This is a genomic window from Lentzea sp. NPDC006480 (assembly GCF_040611995.1).
In the GTDB taxonomy this organism is placed as follows: Bacteria; Actinomycetota; Actinomycetes; order Mycobacteriales; family Pseudonocardiaceae; genus Lentzea.
In genome coordinates, this window is sequence record NZ_JBEXPJ010000010.1 from 67918 (window position 1) to 87987 (window position 20070).

The 20070-nt window shown below is 69.2% G+C and carries 17 protein-coding genes and 1 riboswitch; of the genes, 11 read left to right on the top strand and 6 right to left on the bottom strand.

All coding sequences use genetic code 11. The features are described from left to right. The first annotated feature begins 298 nt into the window (after positions 1-298). Together ABZX92_RS06625 and ABZX92_RS06630 are read left to right on the top strand one after the other, a co-directional pair. Positions 299-1888, top strand: coding sequence for a TROVE domain-containing protein (locus ABZX92_RS06625; RefSeq protein WP_355554772.1), 1590 nt, complete (start codon positions 299-301; stop codon positions 1886-1888). A 51-nt stretch (positions 1889-1939) separates the two neighbouring features. After that, positions 1940-2296 (top strand): helix-turn-helix domain-containing protein, encoded by a 357-nt coding sequence (locus ABZX92_RS06630; protein WP_355554774.1) that lies wholly within the window; start codon positions 1940-1942, stop codon positions 2294-2296. Here ABZX92_RS06630 and ABZX92_RS06635 read toward each other — a convergent pair whose 3' ends face one another. The 3 genes from ABZX92_RS06635 to gcvH form a co-directional block, all read right to left on the bottom strand. Next, positions 2297-3187 (bottom strand): cytochrome P450, encoded by an 891-nt coding sequence (locus ABZX92_RS06635; protein WP_355554776.1) that lies wholly within the window; start codon positions 3185-3187, stop codon positions 2297-2299. Between the two features lie 73 nt (positions 3188-3260). Beyond that, positions 3261-4625 carry an L-serine ammonia-lyase gene (locus ABZX92_RS06640; RefSeq protein ID WP_355554777.1) on the bottom strand — a complete coding sequence of 455 codons (1365 nt, stop codon included), beginning with the start codon at positions 4623-4625 and terminating at the stop codon, positions 3261-3263. 31 nt (positions 4626-4656) lie between these two features. After that, positions 4657-5037, bottom strand: coding sequence for a glycine cleavage system protein GcvH (gcvH, locus tag ABZX92_RS06645; protein ID WP_355554779.1), 381 nt, complete (start codon positions 5035-5037; stop codon positions 4657-4659). Between the two features lie 62 nt (positions 5038-5099). Next, positions 5100-5192, bottom strand: a riboswitch (glycine riboswitch). Positions 5193-5356: 164 nt separating this feature from the next. On the opposite strand from gcvH, the gene ABZX92_RS06650 reads away from it, so the two are divergent. Both ABZX92_RS06650 and ald read left to right on the top strand, forming a co-directional pair. Beyond that, positions 5357-7600 carry an alpha-L-fucosidase gene (locus ABZX92_RS06650; protein WP_355554781.1) on the top strand — a complete coding sequence of 748 codons (2244 nt, stop codon included), beginning with the start codon at positions 5357-5359 and terminating at the stop codon, positions 7598-7600. A 102-nt stretch (positions 7601-7702) separates the two neighbouring features. Further along, complete coding sequence (gene ald / locus ABZX92_RS06655) at positions 7703-8815, top strand: alanine dehydrogenase (RefSeq protein WP_355554783.1); 1113 nt, start codon at positions 7703-7705, stop codon at positions 8813-8815. Positions 8816-8869: 54 nt separating this feature from the next. On the opposite strand, the gene ABZX92_RS06660 is transcribed toward ald, so the two are convergent. Together ABZX92_RS06660 and ABZX92_RS06665 are read right to left on the bottom strand one after the other, a co-directional pair. Beyond that, complete coding sequence (locus ABZX92_RS06660; protein WP_355554785.1) at positions 8870-9550, bottom strand: TetR/AcrR family transcriptional regulator; 681 nt, start codon at positions 9548-9550, stop codon at positions 8870-8872. A gap of 10 nt (positions 9551-9560) precedes the next feature. Then, positions 9561-11009, bottom strand: coding sequence for an MFS transporter (locus ABZX92_RS06665; protein WP_355554787.1), 1449 nt, complete (start codon positions 11007-11009; stop codon positions 9561-9563). Between the two features lie 358 nt (positions 11010-11367). On the opposite strand from ABZX92_RS06665, the gene ABZX92_RS06670 reads away from it, so the two are divergent. Genes ABZX92_RS06670 through ABZX92_RS06690 form a run of 5 tightly spaced genes read left to right on the top strand, consistent with a single transcriptional unit; the run spans position 11368 to position 17593 of the window. After that, positions 11368-11550, top strand: a complete 183-nt coding sequence (locus ABZX92_RS06670; protein WP_045312139.1) for a hypothetical protein — start codon at positions 11368-11370, stop codon at positions 11548-11550. After that, positions 11550-11990 (top strand): hypothetical protein, encoded by a 441-nt coding sequence (locus ABZX92_RS06675; RefSeq protein WP_355554789.1) that lies wholly within the window; start codon positions 11550-11552, stop codon positions 11988-11990. Before ABZX92_RS06670 ends, ABZX92_RS06675 begins: the two co-directional genes overlap by 1 nt. Positions 11991-12012: 22 nt before the next feature. Then, positions 12013-12966 (top strand): ABC transporter ATP-binding protein, encoded by a 954-nt coding sequence (locus tag ABZX92_RS06680; RefSeq protein ID WP_355554791.1) that lies wholly within the window; start codon positions 12013-12015, stop codon positions 12964-12966. Continuing rightward, positions 12966-13841 (top strand): hypothetical protein, encoded by an 876-nt coding sequence (locus ABZX92_RS06685; protein WP_355554793.1) that lies wholly within the window; start codon positions 12966-12968, stop codon positions 13839-13841. Before ABZX92_RS06680 ends, ABZX92_RS06685 begins: the two co-directional genes overlap by 1 nt. Before the next feature lie 56 nt (positions 13842-13897). Beyond that, positions 13898-17593 (top strand): ABC transporter ATP-binding protein, encoded by a 3696-nt coding sequence (locus ABZX92_RS06690; RefSeq protein WP_355554795.1) that lies wholly within the window; start codon positions 13898-13900, stop codon positions 17591-17593. A gap of 503 nt (positions 17594-18096) precedes the next feature. Here ABZX92_RS06690 and ABZX92_RS06695 read toward each other — a convergent pair. Then, positions 18097-18219: a hypothetical protein gene (locus ABZX92_RS06695; RefSeq protein ID WP_355554797.1), complete on the bottom strand. Its 123-nt coding sequence runs from the start codon at positions 18217-18219 to the stop codon at positions 18097-18099. A 44-nt stretch (positions 18220-18263) separates the two neighbouring features. On the opposite strand from ABZX92_RS06695, the gene ABZX92_RS06700 reads away from it, so the two are divergent. Next, a complete protein-coding gene (locus tag ABZX92_RS06700) occupies positions 18264-19178 on the top strand; it encodes a hypothetical protein (protein ID WP_355554799.1) in 915 nt (304 codons plus the stop codon). Between the two features lie 10 nt (positions 19179-19188). Further along, on the top strand, positions 19189-20001 hold the full coding sequence (locus ABZX92_RS06705) for a hypothetical protein (protein WP_355554800.1): 813 nt from the start codon (positions 19189-19191) through the stop codon (positions 19999-20001). Positions 20002-20070: the final 69 nt, after the last annotated feature.

A 20070-nucleotide genomic window follows, 5' to 3' on the forward strand; every position in this document is an offset into this window, starting at 1 on the left:
CTGGACCGGCGTGGTTGTATGGAAATAGCACCCGGTGCGAAGCCAACGGTTACTTCGCCTCGAAAACGCAAACACACCGTTGGCGAGTTTGATCTCGGGAGCGCACAACTTCACACGTGTCCGGTGCGAAGCAGAGGGTTACTTCCACTGTTAACGGGCGGGTTGCAGGTTCGAATCCTGCCGGCCACTGGTCGTAGCTCAATCCGGTAGAGCAGCAACGTACCTTCCGCGACTTTGATCTCGGACACGTGTGGGGTTTGTGGGCTCCCCTTTCTTTTGTCCTGAGGGGGAAGAGCCGATGGCGAAGTTCAACATCTTCCGCGCACGTCCGGCGGGCACCAGCCCGGTCGCCACGGCGCCGATGCCGACCGTCCGCACCTACGAGGGCGGCGCCGGCCACGTCCGCGACGCGAAGTCCGAGCTGTTCCTGCTCGCCGTGTCGAACATGGGCGGCGAGGACACCTTCTACGAGTCCGGCGGCCGCCGTGACACCCGGTTCGCCGAGCTCGTCCACCAGGCCGCGTTGACGGATCCGGTGTGGACCGCGCGTTTGCTGAAGTGGCTGCGCGGCGAGGCGAACATGCGCACCGCGTCGCTCGTCGGCGCGGCCGAGTTCGTGCTCGCGCGACTTCTCGCCGAATCCGACGCGGGCGTGACCAACCGGGCCGTCATCGACTCCGTGCTGCAGCGTGCCGACGAGCCGGGTGAGCTCCTCGCCTACTGGACCGGCACCAACGGCCGGCGCGTGCCGAAGCCGATCAAGCGCGGCATCGCGGACGCGGTCAAGCGGCTCTACGACGAGCGCGCGGTCCTCAAGTGGGACAGCGACGCCCGTGGCTTCCGCATGGCCGACGTGCTGAACCTCGTGCACCCCTCGCCCGCCGCCGACTGGCAGGGCTCGCTGTTCCAGTACGTGCTGGACCGGCGCCGGGACGGTGAGACCGCTGTTCCGGAGGCGCTGCGGGTGATCGCGGCACGTCGTGAACTCATGTCGTGGCCGGTCGCCGAGCGGCGGGCGCTCTTCGGGCGTCCGGACGCGGCGGACGTGCTCCGGCGCGCCGGGATGACGTGGGAGGCGGTGGCCGGGTGGCTGCAGGGTCCGCTCACCCGTGAGGTGTGGGAGGCGCTCGCGCCGTCGATGGGTTACATGGCGCTCTTGAGAAACCTCAGGAACTTCGACGAGGCAGGCATGTCCGACGAGGTCGCGGCGGCTGTCGCGGCACGACTGGCCGACCCCGGTCAGGTCGCGCGCTCGCGGCAGTTCCCGTTCCGCTTCCTGTCGGCGTACGAGGCGGCGCCGAGCCTGCGCTGGGGCCACGCCCTGGACCAGGCGCTGCAGGCGTCGCTGGGCAGCCTGCCCGCGCTGCCGGGCCGGTCGCTGATCCTCGTCGACACCTCGGCGTCGATGACGCAGACCACGATCTCGGCGCGGTCGAAGGTCACCCCGGCCAAGGCCGCGGCGGTCTTCGGTGTCGCACTGGGCGCCAAGGGCGAGCAGGTCGACGTCGTCGGCTTCGCGACCGGCACGTTCCGGCACGACGTCAAGCCGGGCGCGTCGGTCATCCGCGAGGTCGACCGGTTCCTGAAGCGGATCGGTGAGGTCGGGCACGGCACCGACATCATCGGGTCGCTGCAGCGCACCTACCGGGGCCACGACCGCGTGTTCATCATCTCGGACATGCAGACGATCGGCGGCCACTGGGGCCAGGGCGTCGCGGAGGCCGTGCCGCGGCACGTGCCGATCTACGGCTTCAACCTGGGTGGCTACGAGCAGGCGGCGTTCGCGACCGGCAAGGCCAACCGCCACGAATTTGGTGGCCTCACGGACGCGACGTTCAGGATGGTGCCGCTTCTCGAAGCGGGTCAGAACGCGGACTGGCCGTTCTGAAGTGAGGGCGCTTACTTTTCGTAAGCGCCCTCACCAGCTATCATGGCCTGCATGGAGTTCAACGTGTTCGCCAAGGCGTGCCCGTCACGTCCGACGCTGGAACACGTCACGGGCAGGTGGGGCAGCCTCACGCTGAGTGCGCTCATCAACGGCCCGTTGCGGTTCAACGAACTGCGCCGCCGCGTCGACGGCGTCAGCGAGAAGATGCTGTCCCAGACGCTGCACGCGCTGGAGCGGGACGGGCTGGTGCACCGCGAGGCGCAGCCGACGAACCCGCCGCGCGTCGACTACACGCTCACGCCGCTCGGGCTCGAGACGGCGGAGCGGTTGATGTCGCTCATCATGCTGCTGGAGGAGCGCATGCCGGACGTGCTCGAAGCTCAGCGCGAGTACGACACCCGCAACTGATCACCACTCCACCATCAACCGATCCGGCACGCGCGTGCGCAGGTCGGGCCGGAACGTGATCTCCTGACCAGGCGCGAGCCGCAGCTCGGGCAGCCGGGACGCCAGTTGTTCCAGTGCCACCCTGGTTTGCATGCGCGCGAGCGGCGCGCCGACGCAGAAGTGCTCCCCCGCTCCCAGCGACAGATGCACGGTCGGCATCTGCCGCGACGGGTCGAACGACTCCGGACAGCCGTAGACGGCCTCGTCACGGTTTGCCGCGGCGAGCAGCAGCTGCACCCGCGCCCCCGCCGGCACCCAATGGCCACCGATCTCCGCATCCTCGGTGGCGTAACGGAAAATGCTCACCATCGGGCCCTCGTGGCGCAGCAGTTCCTCGATGACGGACGGGATCGTGGCGGGATCGGAGACGACGCCGATCCAGTGCGCGCGGCGGCCGGCGAGCAGCGAGCGCAGGCCGAGCGCGAGCACGTTGACCGTCATGTCGAAGCCCGCCAGCGGTTTCTGCTCTTCCGGTGACAGCGTGCCGATCGCGACGCGCATGACCATGGCGGGGAACGGGTCGGCGAACAACGCCACGAAGTCGCCGTAGCCGGTGCGCGGGAAGGCGTCGATCAGGCGGTTGGCGAAGTCGCGGACCAGCGGCTCCAGCCTGACCATGCGCCGGGGCGAGAAGGTGGACTGAAGTGCTTTGCGCACCTGGGGATCGAGCTGATGGGACTGCTCCACGAAGCTGCGGTCCCTGAGCACCCGCACCACGTTCTCGTACCGGCTGACGACCCAGTATCCGTGCTGCTCGCTGAAGAACACCGGTTCGGACGCTCTCAGGTGCACGAACAGCGGGTACGGGTTCGCGATGTGCTGCGAGTCGAGAGGCTCGTAGGCGGTGGCCACAAATCACGAGTGTGACAGCGGGCGCGCGTCTCGAAAGTCCACATCGGTCAATTGAGACGCGCGCCCGCGCAGGTCAGCACTCGATGACGTTCACCGCGAGGCCGCCGCGCGCGGTCTCCTTGTACTTCACCGACATGTCCTTGCCGGTGTCGCGCATGGTCTTGATGACCTTGTCGAGCGATACGAAGTGCGAGCCGTCGCCGCGCAACGCCATGCGCACCGCGGTGATCGCCTTGATCGACGCGACGGCGTTGCGCTCGATGCACGGGATCTGCACCAGGCCGCCGATCGGGTCGCAGGTGAGGCCGAGGTTGTGCTCCATGGCGATCTCGGCGGCGTTCTCGACCTGTTCCGGGGTGCCGCCGAGGACTTCGGCCAGACCACCGGCTGCCATCGAGCACGCCGAGCCGACCTCGCCCTGGCAGCCGACCTCGGCGCCGGAGATCGAGGCGTTCTCCTTGAACAGCACGCCGATCGCGGCCGCCGTGAGCAGGAACCTGACCACGCCGTCGTCGTTCGCACCCGGCACGAACTTCGTGTAGTAGTGCAGCACCGCCGGGACGATGCCCGCCGCGCCGTTGGTCGGCGCGGTGACGACCCGGCCGCCCGCCGCGTTCTCCTCGTTGACCGCCAACGCGAAGAGCGTCACCCAGTCCATGACCCGCAGCGGGTCGGTGACGAAGTGCTCGCTCTCCAGCCGCTTGCGCATCTCGGCGGCGCGGCGGCGGACTTTCAGACCGCCTGGCAGGACGCCGTGCTCGGTGCAGCCGCGCTCGACGCACTCCTGCATCACGTGCCAGATGTGCAGAAGTCCTTGGCGGATCTCCTCTTCGCTGCGCCACGACTGCTCGTTGGCCATCATGATCTCGCTGATGGACAAGCCGGTTTCGCGGCACCGGGCGAGCAGTTCGTCGCCGGTCAGGAACGGGTGCGCCAGCGGGGTGGTGTCCGGCTTGATCCGGTCGGTACCGCTCGCGTTCTCGTCGACGACGAACCCGCCGCCGATCGAGTAGTAGACGGCGTGCTCGACGGACTCGCCACCCCGGTACGCCTCGAAGCTCATCCCGTTGGGGTGCAACGGAAGCGACTTGCGGCGGTGCATGACGAGATCGCGGTCGTGCACGAAGCCGATCTCGTGCGCGCCGCCGAGCTTCAGGCGTCCGGAGGTGACGATCTCCTCGACGCGGGCGGCCGCGATCGTGGGGTCGACTTCCTCGGGGTGGTTGCCTTCGAGACCGAGGAACACGGCCTTAGGGCTGCCGTGACCGTGCCCGGTCGCGCCGAGCGAGCCGAACAGCTCGACGTGCACGCGGTCCACTTCGGACACCCGTGCCCCGAGCTTCTCGACGAACATCGCCGCCGCGCGCATCGGGCCGACCGTGTGGGAGCTGGACGGCCCGATACCGACGGAGAAAAGGTCGAAAACGCTGATCGCCACTGATCAGTCCTTCGTGGTGGGGTTCTGCACGTCAGTCCTTGGTGAGCTCGGCGTACTTGGCCGCCGTGAGCAGGTTCTCCGCCGACTCCACGCGCACCTTGAACAGCCAGCCGGCGCCGTACGGGTCGTTGTTGATGACAGCCGGGTCGTCGACGACCGCGCTGTTGACCTCGATCACCTCGCCGGTCACCGGGGAGAACAGGTCGCTGACGGACTTGGTGCTCTCGAGCTCGCCGCAGACGGCGTTCGAGACGACCTTGGCCCCGAGCTCGGGCAGCTGAACGAAGACGATGTCGCCGAGGGCGTCCGCGGCGTACTCGGTGATTCCGCAGGTCAGCGGGTCCTGGGTACCCGGCGTCCAGTCGACCCACTCGTGCTCGACGGTGTAGAGCAGGTTCTCGGGGAACTCCACGGCGACTCCTCTGGCTGTGACGGCTCGGTCAGGTGACTACCCCCTCCGCCGTGCAGAGTTGCCTACCCCGAGCGGTCTTGCTGCCTGAGAGTGTGCGGGAGCTTGCCCCTTCGGCGCCTCGGCTGCTTCGTCGAGGTCTCTCCCACTCGGGTTTCGGTGCCGCCCTGGTTGGACCAAAGGGCACCACGGCCGATGTTCAGTTTTGAGTCCTTCGAGACCAGGCGAACGCTATGTGCGTCCCCCGCCAAGTGTCAACGCGAGATGGTTGACATCGGGGAGAGCGCTGCCATGGTGAGGAGAGGCAGACATCGGAGGTCTCATGAGGAAAGCGTTCATCGCCGCGCTGCTCGCCTCGCTGGTCATTACCCCCGTCCCCGCCGCATCGGCCGCGGAGGCACCAGCTCCGATCACAGTTCCCATCAGCCAGTACTTCGACAACGACGGCATCGACACCGCGTCGGACCGGACCGGCAACTTCGACGGTTCCGGTTACGCGTTCCCGGCGGAAGGACTGCCGTCCGGGCAGGTCACGGCGGATGGCGTGCCGTACCTGTTCCCGGGAAATTCACAGGCCAAGAACAACAACGTGGTCGCTCTGGGGCAGCGGATCGACCTGCCGCGCGGGCGCTACCTGACCCTGCACTTCCTCGTGGCGTCGTCGTACGGGGCAGCCGGTGGGACCGCCACCGTGCACTACGCGGACGGATCGACCACGACAGGTGCCATGAGCGGACCGGACTGGTACGCGGGCAGTGGTCCGATCTCCGCGCCGTTCCGCTACTCGCCCGGCGGCACCGACCAGCACGCCGTGTCGATCGGGACCTCGCAGGTGTGGGCGGATCCCCAGAAGGAGGCCGTCGGCGTGACGCTGCCGGTCACGAACCCGGCAGTCGAGGGCAAGTCCTCGCTGCACGTGTTCGCGCTCTCGGTGCAACCGGTCGGCAAGGGCTCGGTGATCGCGGTCCGCGGTGCGCGCAGCACGACCAAGCTGCCGCGCCTTGGCGGGCAGACGATCGAGGCCACCGTGGTGAACCTCGGTGACCAGTGGCTGTCGAACGTCTCGGTGCGGGCCGAGGGGCTCGGTCTCGTGACGCTCGCACCGGCGTCGGTGAAGCGGCTCGCGCCCGGTGAGGAAGCTCGGGTGCGGATCGGCATCCACGCGTACCGCACCGGCACGTTCGACGGTCGCGTCATCGCTTCGTCGGCGAAGGCTTCGGCGTCGCAGGACGCCCGGTTCACCCTCGGTGTGGCGGACTACCAGGCGACGGACGCGTCGTTGGCCGCGCACGAGTCGCCGTACTGGTTCGACGACGCCAAGTTCGGGATCTTCATCCACTGGGGGCTCTACTCGGTGCCCGCCTGGTCGCCGCCGGGTGAGCAGTACGCCGAGTGGTACTGGCAGTGGATGCAGGACCCTGCGAACGCCGTCAACCCGTACCACGCGGCGACCTACGGGAAGGACTTCTCGTACGACCAGTTCATCCAGCAGTTCACGGCCTCGAAGTTCGATCCGCGCGAGTGGGTTCGGCTGTTCGAGGAGTCGGGCGCGAAGTACTACGTGCTGACTTCCAAGCACCACGAGGGTTTCGCGTTGTGGGACTCGAAGGTGTCCGGCCGGGACTCCGTCGACCTGGGACCGAAGCGCGACCTGGTGAAGGAGCTGTTCGAGGCGTCGCGGAAGTACACGCCAGGACTGAAGAACGGGCTCTACTTCTCGATGCCGGAGTGGTTCAACCCGGACAGTCCGTGGAGCGGGCACGGTCCGAAGAACCCCTGGACCGGAGCTGATGAGCCCTACACCGGCTATCAGGCCGGGCGGGACTTCGTGAAGGACTACCAGGCGCCGCAGATGAGCGAGCTGGTCAACGGGTACGACCCCGACGTCATCTGGTGCGACATCGGCGGCGCGAACGACTCGCGGCGGGTCATGGCCGACTACTTCAACAAGGCCAAGAACCGGGCCGTCCCCAAGGACGTCACGGTCGACGACCGGTGCGGCATCCCGACCCACGACTACACGACGCCCGAGTACGCGACGTACCCGAACACCGTGGTGAAGAAGTGGGAGGCCTCGCGCGGCCTCGACCCGCGGTCGTACGGCTGGAACCGGGCGACACCGGACTCGATGTACATGACCGCGGACGAGGTGATCGACACGCTGGTCGACACGACGTCCAAGAACGGCAACTTCCTGCTGGACATCGGCCCGCGCGCGGACGGTTCGATCCCCGAGATCATGCAGCAGCGGCTGCGCGAGACGGGTGCCTGGCTGCGCACGAACGGCGAGTCGATCTACGGCACGACGTACTGGTCGCGGATGGCCCAGCAGGGTCCGCTGCGGTTCACGGTGAAGCCGAACGAGGCGTTCTACATCACCTCGCTGGTCCAGCCGGGGGCACAGCTCGTGGTCGACGTTCCAGTGCCGCTCAAGGACTCGGACAAGATCACCTTGCTGGGACATGACAGGCCCCTGAAATGGACCCGATCGGGTGGAAAACTGGTGGTAGACGTGCCTCAGGGCGTCGGCCAGCACGCATGGGTCTTCAAAGTGGCTTTGTCCTAGCAGAACAACCAGCCAGTGACCGGATAGTGCGATCCGCACGGTGACATGACCTTCCGGGTGCCCCACATTGTGAGATGTCGGCCACCGAACGGAGGAGTCATCGTGCGGATCGCTGTTCCCCGCGAGATCAAGAACCACGAGTACCGCGTCGCTCTCACCCCTGCCGGTGCGCACGAACTGACGAGCCGCGGCCACGACGTCTTCGTCGAGCAGGGCGCCGGTCTCGGTTCCGCCATCACGGACGAGGAGTACCTCGCCGCGGGCGCCAAGATCCTCGCTTCCGCCGACGACGTGTGGGCCGAGGGCGACCTGGTCCTCAAGGTCAAGGAGCCGATCGCCGAGGAGTACCCCCGTCTCCGCGCCGGCCAGACCCTCTTCACCTACCTGCACCTCGCCGCCGACAAGCCGCTGACCGAGGCCCTGCTGGCCTCCGGCACCACGGCCATCGCCTACGAGACCGTGCAGCTGCCGAACCGCTCGCTGCCGCTGCTCGCCCCGATGTCCGAGGTCGCGGGCCGGCTGGCCCCGCAGGTCGGCGCGTTCGCGTTGATGAAGCCCTCCGGCGGCCGCGGCGTGCTGCCCGGCGGCGTCCCCGGTGTCGCCCCGGCCCGCGTGGTCGTGATCGGCGGCGGCGTGGCCGGCGTCAACGCCGCCACCATCGCCGTCGGCATGGGCGCGGACGTGCAGATCCTCGACACCAACGTCGACCGCCTGCGCCAGATCGACGCCCAGTTCCAGGGCCGGCTGCGCACCCTGGCCTCCAACTCGTTCGCGATCGAGCAGGCCGTCCGCGAGGCCGACCTGGTCATCGGCGCCGTCCTGGTGCCGGGCGCCGCGGCCCCGAAGCTCGTCTCGAACGCGCTGGTCGCCGACATGAAGCCGGGTTCGGTGCTCGTCGACATCGCCATCGACCAGGGCGGCTGCTTCGAGGACTCCCGCGCCACCACGCACGCCGAGCCGACCTACGAGGTCCACAACTCGGTCTTCTACTGCGTGGCGAACATGCCGGGCGCCGTCCCGCGCACCTCGACCTACGCGCTGACCAACGTGACGCTGCCCTACGCGGTCGCGCTGGCGGACAAGGGCTGGACGCAGGCGCTGAAGGACGACCGTTCGCTCGCCCTCGGCCTCAACGTCCACGCCGGACAGCTGACCAACGGCCCGGTGGCCGAGGCGACCGGCCTCGTGCACACGCCGCTGGAGACCGTCATCTGAAAGCCAACTGAATGAATGAGGCCCCCGCACGCGATCACGCTGCGGGGGTTTCGCCTATCTGAGGGCTGCCACGCGCGCCTTGATGCCGTCGATCACGCAGTCCAGCCCGAACTCGAACTGCCCCTCCAGCGACCACACCTCCTGCGAGCCCAGCATCTCGACGTAACGGGGGTGCTTCTCGCCGTACAGCTCGGCGATCCTGCCCAGGTCCGGCGGCGGCATGTCCATCCCGCCGCGGCCGATGAAGTTCACCTCGGCGATCGCGTACCCCGTGACGTAGCTCGACACCGTAGACACCGACTGCGCGGCCGTGGCCGTCGTCAGGCCCGCGCGCAGCATCGGTTCCATCATCGAGTCGGCCATCGCCACCGCGTTCGGGCCGATCGAGTTGAACTCGCCGATGCCGCGCACCCACCACGGGTGCTTGAGCGCGAGATGACGCAACGAGTGCATCATCCCGCGCAACGCGGGTTCCCAGTCGGCGTCCGGGGCGGGCAGGTCGAACTCGCCGTAGATCTCGTCGAGGCAGAGCTCGATCAGCGCGTCCTTCGTCGGCACGTGCCAGTACAGCGACATGGGCGCCGCACCCAGTTCCGCCGCGAGCTTGCGCATGGACAGCTTCTGCAGGCCGTGCTCGTCCAGCATCTCCATCGCCTTGCGGACGATCGCCTCCCGGCTCAGGCCGAGGGGCTGACCGCTGCTGGGCCGGGGTTTGCTGAACCAGACGCTGTCCACACCGACAATCCTAGGCACGACGCAACAACACGCTGGCCACAACACCTCCCAGGAACACCGCGACCGCGCCGATCACCAGGCTCACGCTCATGCCGGACGAGAACGCCTCGCGCACGACCGTGACGTCCGCACCGCTGTGCAGTGCCTCGCTCAGCGACCGCCCCGGCACACCGTCCGGCAGCTCGGAAGCGAACCGCGCCGACAGCAGTGCGCCGAGCACCGCGATGCCGAACGACGAACCCAGCTCCGTCAACGTGCCGGAGAGCCCGGACGCGATGCCGGCCCGTTCCGGCGGGATCGAGCCCATCAACGCGTTGACCGCAACCGGTTGTGTCACACCGACTCCGACGCCGATGAGGATCAGCCCGGCCAGCGTCGGCGGGTAGGTGGTGCCGACCGACAGCAGCACCACGCCGCCCGCCACGATCGTCATGCCGAGCAGCATCGCCTTGCTCGCACCCAGTTTCAGCACGAGCTGGCCGAGGGTGTTGCTGGTGATGAGCAACGCGATCGCCATCGGTGCCACGCGGATGCCGGCCTCCAACGGGCTGTAGCCGAGCACGCCCTGAAGGTGTTGTGTCAGCAGGAAGAGCGAGCCCGCCATGCCGAACGCCGCCAGCACTCCCGACGCCACCGCACCGGTGAACCGGCGGTCCTTGAAGAACCCGAGATCGAGCATCGGCTCGGCGGTGTGCCGTTCCCACAACGCGAATCCGGTCATGGTCACGAGACCGAGCGCGACCGGTACGCCGAACTCCGCCGAGCCGAACCCGTGCTCCGGCACCTCGATCACGGCGTACACGATCGCCACCATGCCGATGATCGACAGCACCGACCCCACGACGTCCGGCTTGCGCACGGCCGGATCCTTGGACTCGGGCACCAGCGCCGCCACGGCCGCGATCGCGAGGAGCGCCACCGGCACGTTGATCAGGAACACCGAGCCCCACCAGAAGTTCTTGATGAGCGCGCCACCGATCACCGGGCCGGCCGCGAAGCCGAGGCTCGTCACCGCCGCCCAGATGCCGATGGCCTTCGGGCGTTCCTTCTCGTCGAACAACTGCATCAGCACGGCCAGCGTGCCCGGCATCAGCATCGCCGCGCCGATGCCCATGAAGCCTCGCGCCGCGATCAACGCCTCGGACGAGCCCGCGTAGGCCGCCACGGCACTGCCCGCGCCGAAGAGCAGCAGACCGGCCAGCAACGCCTTCTTGCGGCCGAACCGGTCGCTGAGGCTGCCGGTGGTGAGCAACAGGCCCGCCAGCGCGAGCGAGTAGGCGTTGATCATCCACTGGATGTCCGCGGTGCTCGCCCCCAAGCCCGTGGAGATCGACGGGATCGCCACGTTCAGCACGGTGTTGTCCAGCACCACGACCATCACGGACAGGCAGAGCACGCCGAGCACGGCCCAGCGCTGGGGGTGCGGGTGCACCCCGACCTTCTCGGTCGTCGAAGTCATCTCTCGTCCCCCTTACGGTGTACGAGGACCTTACAGCGTACGAGAGCGCAGGACGCAAGAGGATTTCGCTCAGAGACGAGGAGTGCCCGCAGCGGGCGAAAGGAGAAGAAATTAAAGGGCGGCCGCGCTCAACCAGCCTGGGGGTCACTGGGAGCGGGGCCGCCGTGACCAAATATAGCGGGCCCAGGGCACCGCCGCCCAGCACCCCCACCGAAACGCGACCAGAAAGTTTCCCCGACTGGACCACTGCCTGTGTTCGGCCCGTCCAGCAAACGAGTGAATTCCCCGTCGCGCGGTGCGGCGAGCAGGGCCGACGGCCGATGAAGACGGAGTCGGGTGTCCCTCGAAGGGAGATTCCATGGCTGAACCACAGGGATGGATCCACTGCCACGACCCGTTCGGTCGGGACAGATCGATGACCGTTCTGGTCGAGAACGACCGAGTTCTCCTGGTCACGCCACCGGGCGAGACCGCTGTGATGTCCGCCACCCAGACGCGTCGGCTGGGCTCTTTGCTCGACCAGGCCACGGCGAAGATGTGATGGACGACGCCCTGCGAGACGCGGTGCTGCAACGGCTGGCACTGCTGGACAAGGTGGCCGAGCACGGCGAGGCCGAGGCGCTGGTTCCGCTGGCGCGCGCGGAGATCCACCGCCTGGCGGACGGCTGGCGCCTGCTGCTGACGGTGCACCAGCCCGACGAGGACGGCCGCTGCAAGGCGTGTCCTGGCTGGTTGCGGCGACGGCGGTGGCCCTGCCAGGTCTGGAACATGGCGCACCAGCACCTGATCGGCGAGGGCCTGCCGCACCGGGAACGCCGCAAGCCGTTGCGCAACCCGTTCACCCGATCAGGCACGATCGAGATTCCTGAGGAAGCACCGGTCGAGCTGACCGCCGAACTGCCGCCGATCTTGTCCGACGTGCCGCCGCAGGTGCACCGGGCGCCGGTCGTGTCCCGTCCCAAGCACGCCTTGCCGGACTGAGCTTTCAGGCAGGATGGGCCGCATGCATGACGGCAGCGGCCTCATCGCGGTCCAGAACCTGACCAAGCAGTTCGGTCCTGTGACAGCGGTGCAGAACCTGAGCTTCACCGTGTCCCCCGGCAGTGTGACGGGCTTCCTCGGCCCGAACGGCGCGGGGAAGACGACGACCCTGCGCATGTTGCTGGGTCTGGTGAAGCCCACGAGCGGCACGGCGACCATCAACGGACGGCAGTTCCACCAGCTCGGCCAGCCCGGCCGCGTGGTGGGTGCGGTGCTGGAGGCGCAGGGTTTCCACCCGCGCCGCACCGCGCGCAACCACCTCCGGGTCTACGCGGCGGCGATCGGCGTGCCGGACGCGCAGGCCGACCAGGTGCTGAGCCTGGTCGGCCTCGGCACCGCGGCCGACCGCGCGGTCGGCGGGTTCTCGCTGGGCATGAAGCAGCGGCTCGCGGTCGCGACGGCGTTGCTCGGTGATCCGCAGGTGCTGGTGCTGGACGAGCCGGCGAACGGGCTGGATCCCGAGGGCATCGCGTGGCTGCGGACGTTCCTGCAGTCGTACGCGCGCATGGGTCGCACCGTGCTGATCTCCAGCCACCTGCTGGCCGAGGTCGAGCAGACGGTCGACCAGGTCGTGATCATCTCGCGCGGGCAGACCATGTACTACGGGCCGTTGGAACACCTTCGCCAGCAACAACAACGCCGCGTTCTCGTGCAGCCGTCGGACGTCGGCGCGCTCGCCACCGCGCTGCGTGAGGGCGGCGTGCAGACGATCGAGCAGCTCGTGGACGGGCGGCTCGCGGTGTCCGGAGTGGACTCGAAGTTCGTCGCGGACGTCGCCTTGCGCGCCGGTGTGTCGGTCTACGGCATCCAGGAGGAACAGGTCGACCTCGAACGGCTCTTCTTCCAGCTCACCAGTGGTCAGTACGCCGGATACGCGCCGGCTCCGCATCAGCAGCAGCAGGGTGGTTGGGCCTGATGGGCAACCTCGTACAGGCGGAGCTCCGCAAAACGACGACGACCGGCCTGTGGTGGGGTCTGCTGATCCCGACGGTGCTGGTGGCGCTGGGCGGAGGCCTGCTGACCGGGCTGATCGGCCAGGCCTTCGTCGACCTCACCTCGAGCGCGGACGCGGAACAGCTCTCGGACCTGATCGGGGTGACGCCGGACCAGTGGAAGTTCTCGCTGTTCGGGATCGCGCGGTCGATCAACCTCACCACGATGTTCCCGATGATCTTCGGTGCGCTGGCGCTCTCCGGGGAGATCGGCAGGCGGACGATCACGACGACGTTCCTGACCGCGCCGTCGCGGATGCACACCATGCTGGCCAAGCTGCTGGTCTACGCGATGTGGGGCGCGATCTACGGGCTGGCGATCATGGGGTTCATCGCGCTCGGCGTGGTGCTCACCAGCCACCCCGGCCAGCTGCCGGACACGGGCGGCTGGGCCATGCTCACGCTGGTCTGCGTGATCTCGTCGATCCTGATGACGATGTTCGGGGTCGGGCTCGGCGGGCTGGTCTCGAACATGGCCGGCGTGACCGTGCTGCTGATCATGTACTTCCTGGTGATCGAGAACCTGGCGCAGTTCTTCCTGCGGCTCTCGGGCGCGCCGGAGGCGATCGTCGGGTTCCTGCCGAACGGGTCGGTGGACGGGCTCACCGGATCGGTCGTCGCCGACCTGTTCCTGGCCAAGGCCGGGGTCGTGCCGGAGGAGGCGGTCGAGGTGCTGCGGATCATCGCGGGCGCGGGTGGCGCGCAGGTGTGGTGGCTGTCCGGGCTGATCTTCCTCGGGTGGGTCGGTCTGGCGTTCGGCGGCAGCTGGGCGTTGATGACTCGCAAGGACATCACCTGACCTGCATTTATCCAAGATCTAGTTGACTGTCGGACCCCGTCCGTAGTCTTGGCTGCGTGACCAAGGGCTGGATCCGCCGACTGACTGCCGCGTGCTGGCAGCACCCTCGCCTGGTGGTGCTGTCGGTGCTCGCCGCCGTCGTCGGTGTGGGGCTGCAGGCGGCGGGCCCGTTGCTGCTCAAGACCGCGATCGACGACTCGACGGCGGGCCGCACCGACCGTCTGTGGGCGTTGATGGTGGTGTTGATCGTGCTGGAGCTGCTGACCTTCTGCTCGGCGTTCTTACGTCGCTACCTGGGCGGGCGGCTGGCGCTGGGGGTGCAGCACGACTTGCGGCTCAACGTGTTCTCGGCGGTGCAGCGGCTCGACGGCGCGAAGCAGGACGAGATGCGGACCGGGCAGATCGTGTCGCGGTCGATCACCGACCTGCAGCTGGTGCAGTCGTTGCTGATGATGGCTCCGCTGGCCGTCGGCACCGTGGTGTTCGCCGTGGCCGCTCTGGGCGCGATGCTCTACCTGTCGGTGCCGCTGACGCTCATCGCCGTCATCGTGCTGCCGCTGGTGGCGTGGCTCGCCGGACGCACCCGGCTGACGTTGTTCCCGGCCACGTGGTCCGCGCAGCAACGGGCGGCCGACCTCGCGCAGCAGGTCGAGGAGACCGTCACCGGTGTGCGCGTGGTGAAGGGCTTCGGCCAGGAGATGCGCGAGGTGGCGCGGCTGGAGAAGCACGCTCGCGCGCTGTTCGCCGAACGCATGCGGGCCGCCCGGCTGTCGTCCCGGCCGCTCGCCACGGTGACGGCGCTGCCGTTGCTGGGCCAGGTCGGTGTGCTCGCTCTGGGCGGCTGGCTGGCGCTGCACGGCCAGGTCACGCTGGGCACGTTCCTCGCGTTCACGACGTACGTGGCCAACCTGGTGGGCCCGACCAGGATTCTGTCCGGGCTGGTGGTGACCGCGCAGCTGGCCAAGGCCGGTGTGACGCGGGTGTACGAGCTGATCGACTCGCAGCCGGACGTGACCGACGGCCCCGACGAGGTTCCGGACGGCCCGCTCGCCGTCTCGTTCTCGGACGTGACGTTCGGCTACGCCCGCAGCGAACCGGTGCTGCAGAACTTCTCGATCTCCGTGGAGCCGGGCGAAACCCTGGCCCTGGTCGGTACCGCGGGGTCCGGCAAGTCGACGGTTTCCCTGCTGCTGCCCCGTTTCTACGACGTCCACTCCGGAGCCGTGCGGGTCGGTGGTGCCGATGTCCGCACCCTGCGCCTGGAGTCGTTGCGCGGCTCGGTGGGTGTGGTGTTCGAAGAGGCGTTCCTCTTCTCCGACACGGTGTTCTCGAACATCGCGTACGGCCGTCCCGACGCCTCGCGCGCGGACGTGGAGCGGGCCGCGAAGGCCGCCGAGGCGCACGACTTCATCGAGGCTCTCCCGCTCGGCTACGACACGGTCGTGGGCGAACGCGGCCTGACCCTCTCCGGCGGCCAGCGCCAGCGCGTGGCCCTGGCCCGTGCCCTGCTCTCCGACCCGCGCATCCTCGTGCTGGACGACGCGACGTCCGCGGTGGACAACGCGACCGAAGCGGCCATCCACGCGACTCTCGCTTCGGTGACGGCTCATCGCACCACGCTCCTGGTGGCCCACCGGCGGTCGACGCTGTCGCTGGCGGACCGGGTCGCCGTGCTGGACGCGGGCCGAGTGATCGACATCGGCACGCACGACGAGCTGACGGCCCGCTGCGCCCTCTACCGCGATTTGCTGGCGGGCCCGGACGAGGCGATCGAGTCCACCGCTCCGGAGCCTTCCGGCGAGCTGTGGCCGGAGGTCTCTCAGGACGACCTGGACCAGCGCCTGGTGGAGGACGCCAGAACGACGGCGCCTGCCGCGTCCGGCCGCCGAGGTGGCGGCGCCGGTGGCCTGTCCGCCCTCGCAGGTGGCCCGCCGACTCCCGAGCTGCTGGCCCAGGTCCGCTCGTTGCCACCCGCCACCGAAGTCCCGGTCCTGCACGGCGAAGACCCGCGCGCGCCCGATCCCGGTTTCCGCCTGGCCAGCCTGCTGCGCCCGGTCCGCTGGGCGCTTGTCGCGGTGGGCGCCCTCGTGGTGCTCGACGCGTTGGTGGGCATGGGTCTGCCCGCGCTGGTCCGGCTCGGTGTCGACGGCGGCGTGGTGACGGGCCGGCAGTCCGCGCTGTGGCTGGCGGTGAGCCTCGGCGTGGGCCTGGTGGTGATCGGCTGGCTGACCACCGCGGGCAGCACCGTGTTCGCCGCCCGCCTCGGTGAGCGCCTGCTCTACCTGCTGCGCGTCCGCAGCTACGCCCACCTGCAACGGCTCGGCCTCGACTACTACGAGCGCGAGATGGCCGGCCGCATCATGACCCGCATGACCACGGACGTCGACGCTCTCTCGACGTTCCTGCAGACCGGCCTGGTCACCGCCGTGATCAGCCTGCTGACCGTCGTGGGCATCACCGCGGCGCTGGTGATCACCGACGGCTCCCTGGCCCTGATCGCCCTGGCCGTGCTGCCGATCCTGGCCGTCGCCACCACGATCTTCCAGCGCCTCTCCTCCACCGCCTACGCCGAGGCCCGCGAACGTGTCAGCGCGGTCAACGCCGATCTCCAGGAGAACGTCTCGGGCCTGCGCGTCTCCCAGGCCTACACCCGCGAACGCCACTCCGCGGAGGCCTTCGCCGAACGCAGCGACGCCTACCGCCGCTCCCGCCTGCGCGCCCAGCGCTACATCGCCACCTACTTCCCTTTCGTGGCACTGCTTTCCGGCGTGGCCCAGGCAGTCGTGCTGGCGGTCGGCGCCCACCGGGTGGCCACGGGCACGCTGACTCCCGGCGTGCTGCTGGCGTTCCTGCTCTACCTGGGCCTGTTCTTCAACCCGATCCAGCAGCTCTCCGGCGTCTTCGACGGCTACCAGCAGGCCCGCGTGGGCCTGCGCCGGATCGGCGACCTCCTGCGCACCCCCACCGCGGTCGAACCGCCCTCACACCCGGTCCCGGTCCCGCCGCGCCTGCACGGCGAGGTGGAACTCCGCAACGTCTCCTTCACCTACCAGGGCGCCGACCGCCCGGCCCTGGACAACGTCTCCCTGCACGTGATGCCAGGCGAAACCGTCGCCCTGGTAGGTGAAACCGGCGCGGGCAAGTCCACTCTGGTCAAACTGATCGCCCGCTTCTACGACGCCACCGGGGGTTCGGTCCTGGTCGACGGCGTGGACGTCCGCACCTACGACCTCTCGGCCTACCGCCAACGCCTCGGCGTGGTCCCGCAGGAGGCCCACCTCTTCGGCGGCGACGTGGCCGCGAACGTCGCCTACGGCCGTCCCACCGCCACCGAGCCGGAAATCCAGCACGCCGTCGAAGCCGTAGGCGCCCTCCCGATGGTCGCCGGCCTCCCCAACGGCTTCCGCCAGCCGGTGGGCGAACGCGGCACCCGCCTCTCCGCCGGCCAGCGCCAACTCCTCGCCCTGGCCCGAGCCGAACTGGTCAACCCGGACCTCCTCCTGCTCGACGAGGCCACCGCAGCCCTGGACCCGGCAACGGAATCCGCAGTCCTGGCCGCAGCCGACCACCTGACCGGCGCCCGCACCACCTTCGTGGTCGCCCACCGCCTGGCCACCGCAGCCCGAGCCGACCGCATCGTCGTCCTGGCCGACGGCCACATCGTCGAACAAGGCACCCACACCGACCTCCTGGCCACCAACGGCGCCTACGCCCGCCTGTGGCGCCACGGCACCCCAGAAGCCGCCGCCTGACCACCGCACCCCAGCGAACACACCACCTCCAAGCCACGCCCCCAACACCCCGGCACGCGGCCGCCACCAGCACGCCACCAGCCAGCGACACGACACCCAACCCACACCCGCACGCCACCCAGCCACTCGACAGCCAGCTCACATCCGCAGACGCCACACCCGGCACGTGACCCCGCACGTGACACCGGCGCCCAGCACGTCGCACCCCAGCACCCGGCACCCGAGGCGCGGCGCGCCGCACCTGGCACGTGGCCCCGACACGTGACTCCGACGCCCAGCACCGGGCATACCCAACGCCTGGGGCCCAGCACCCGGCACGTGGCACCTGACGCCCAGCACATCCGGCACGCGGCACCCGCCACCCAGCACCCGCCACCCAGCACCCGCCACGCGGCACGCGCCACTCGCGGCCACGCGGCACTCGCCACGCGGCACCCGGCGCGCGGCCACACGGCACCCGGCCACCCGGCCACGCGGCACGCGGCCACTCGGCACGCGGCCACTCAGCACGCGGCACCCGGCCACTCGGCACGCGGCACCCGGCACGCGGCACGCGGCACGCGGCACGCGGCACCCGGCCACACGGCACCCGGCCACGCGGCACCCGGCAGCCCGGTCGCATCCACTCATCTCGGCACCACAGGCCGTGGGTCCCGCTTAGGGTCTGCGCATGCTCGAGATCGTGGTGGAGACGGAGAACGGCGAGCGGCACGAGCGCGTGCGCGCCGAGGAGCTGGCCGCGCTGGTCCGGCGGATCGGCGGGGCGGGCGACCGGTTTCTGATCGTCCAGCGGATCCCGGACGTGCCCGACGTGTTCGCCCAGGTCTGGCACGAGGCCGGCGGGGACTACGCGCTGGAGCACCGCGCCGGTGCCGCCGACCGGCACTTCCAGACGAAAGCCGCACCCGAGGCCGTCGCGAAGGCGCTGACCGGCTGGGCCCGCCAGGTAGCGGGCTGGGACACCGGGCTGAGCTGGTCGCCGCTGAACCTGGGCCCCGCACCCGAGGTGCCGCCGCTCGACCTCGACGAGGACGAGCTCGAAGAACTGGAGGAGCGCGTCCGCGAGGTGCTGAACGGCGGCTACGCGGACCGCGCCGAACTGGCCGAGCTCGCGGAGGAATACCTGGTCAGCGGTGACCACAGGCCCGTGTCACCCGAGCAGGCGCGGGCGCTGGCCGACCGGTTGTGGCTGGAGCGGCTGGCGGAGCAGGCCACCTGGCAGGGCAAGACCGACCCGGAGCGGCTCACCGAGGCATTCGAGAGCCTCGACAAAGCCGGCATCACCGCCCGCGAGAACTTCACCTGCTGCCGCAGCTGTGGTCAGGCCGAGATCGGCGGGGAGAGCGCGCCCGGTGCGCGCGGGTTCGTCTACTTCCACGAGCAGTCCACGGATTCCGCCGCGTCCGGCCACGGGCTGATGCTGCACTACGGCGGCTTCGACGGCACCGAAGAAGTCACCACGGCCATCGGCGACGAGGTCGTAGCGGCGCTCGAAGCGGCGGGCCTGCGCACCGAGTGGGACCGCAACCCCGGCCGGGCCATCAACGTCACACCGCTCGACTGGCGTCGTCGCCTGATCGGTTAGGAGTCCAGCCGTGTCGTCCCTCCTCTACGTCTCGGACCTCGCCTACCCCGCCAGAGGCAGGCGCTACTGCGACGAGGACATCTACCTGACCGCGCAGCTCCGCAAGGCCTTCAACCTGGCCGTCTGCCACCCCGAGGACGCCGCGCACCTGATGCGGGGGTTCGACGCGGTGGTCGTTCGCAACAGCGGCCCGGTGATCGACTACCCGGACGCCTACGCGCACTTCAAGGAGCAGGCGAGGGCGACCGGGCAGCGCGTCTACAACCCGCTCACCGGCAAGGCCGACATGGCGGGCAAGCAGTACCTGATCGACCTGACGGACGAGGGCTACCCGGTCATCCCCACGATCGACACGCCCGACCACCTCGACCGGCTTCCGCAGGCAGCCGAGTACGTCGTGAAACCCAAAGCCGGCGCCGACTCGCACGGCCTGGAGTTCGTCACCGCAGACGCGCTCGCGCACAAAACCGGCGGAGACCTCCTCATCCAGCCCAAGATCGATTTCCGGTACGAGGTCTCGTTCTACTTCGTGGACCACGAGTTCCAGTACGCGCTGAACGCACCGGACCCGGCGCACCGGTGGGAACTCACGAGCTACACGCCGGCGACCGAAGACCTGGAATTCGCGCGGAAGTTCATCGAATGGAACGACCTCGGCCACGGCGTCCAGCGCGTCGACGCCTGCCGCACCCAGGACGGCGACCTGCTGCTGGTCGAGCTGGAGGACCTCAACCCGTACCTGTCGCTGGACCGCACGACACCAGCAGCACGAGACCGGTTCGTGCAGGCCATGACCAGCTCGATCAGGAGTTCGCTGACCTGAGCAAGATCAATCCGTGGAGTGCTCTTGGTACACCTATCGTGAACTGATCACTGCTCTCGGTGCGTATGC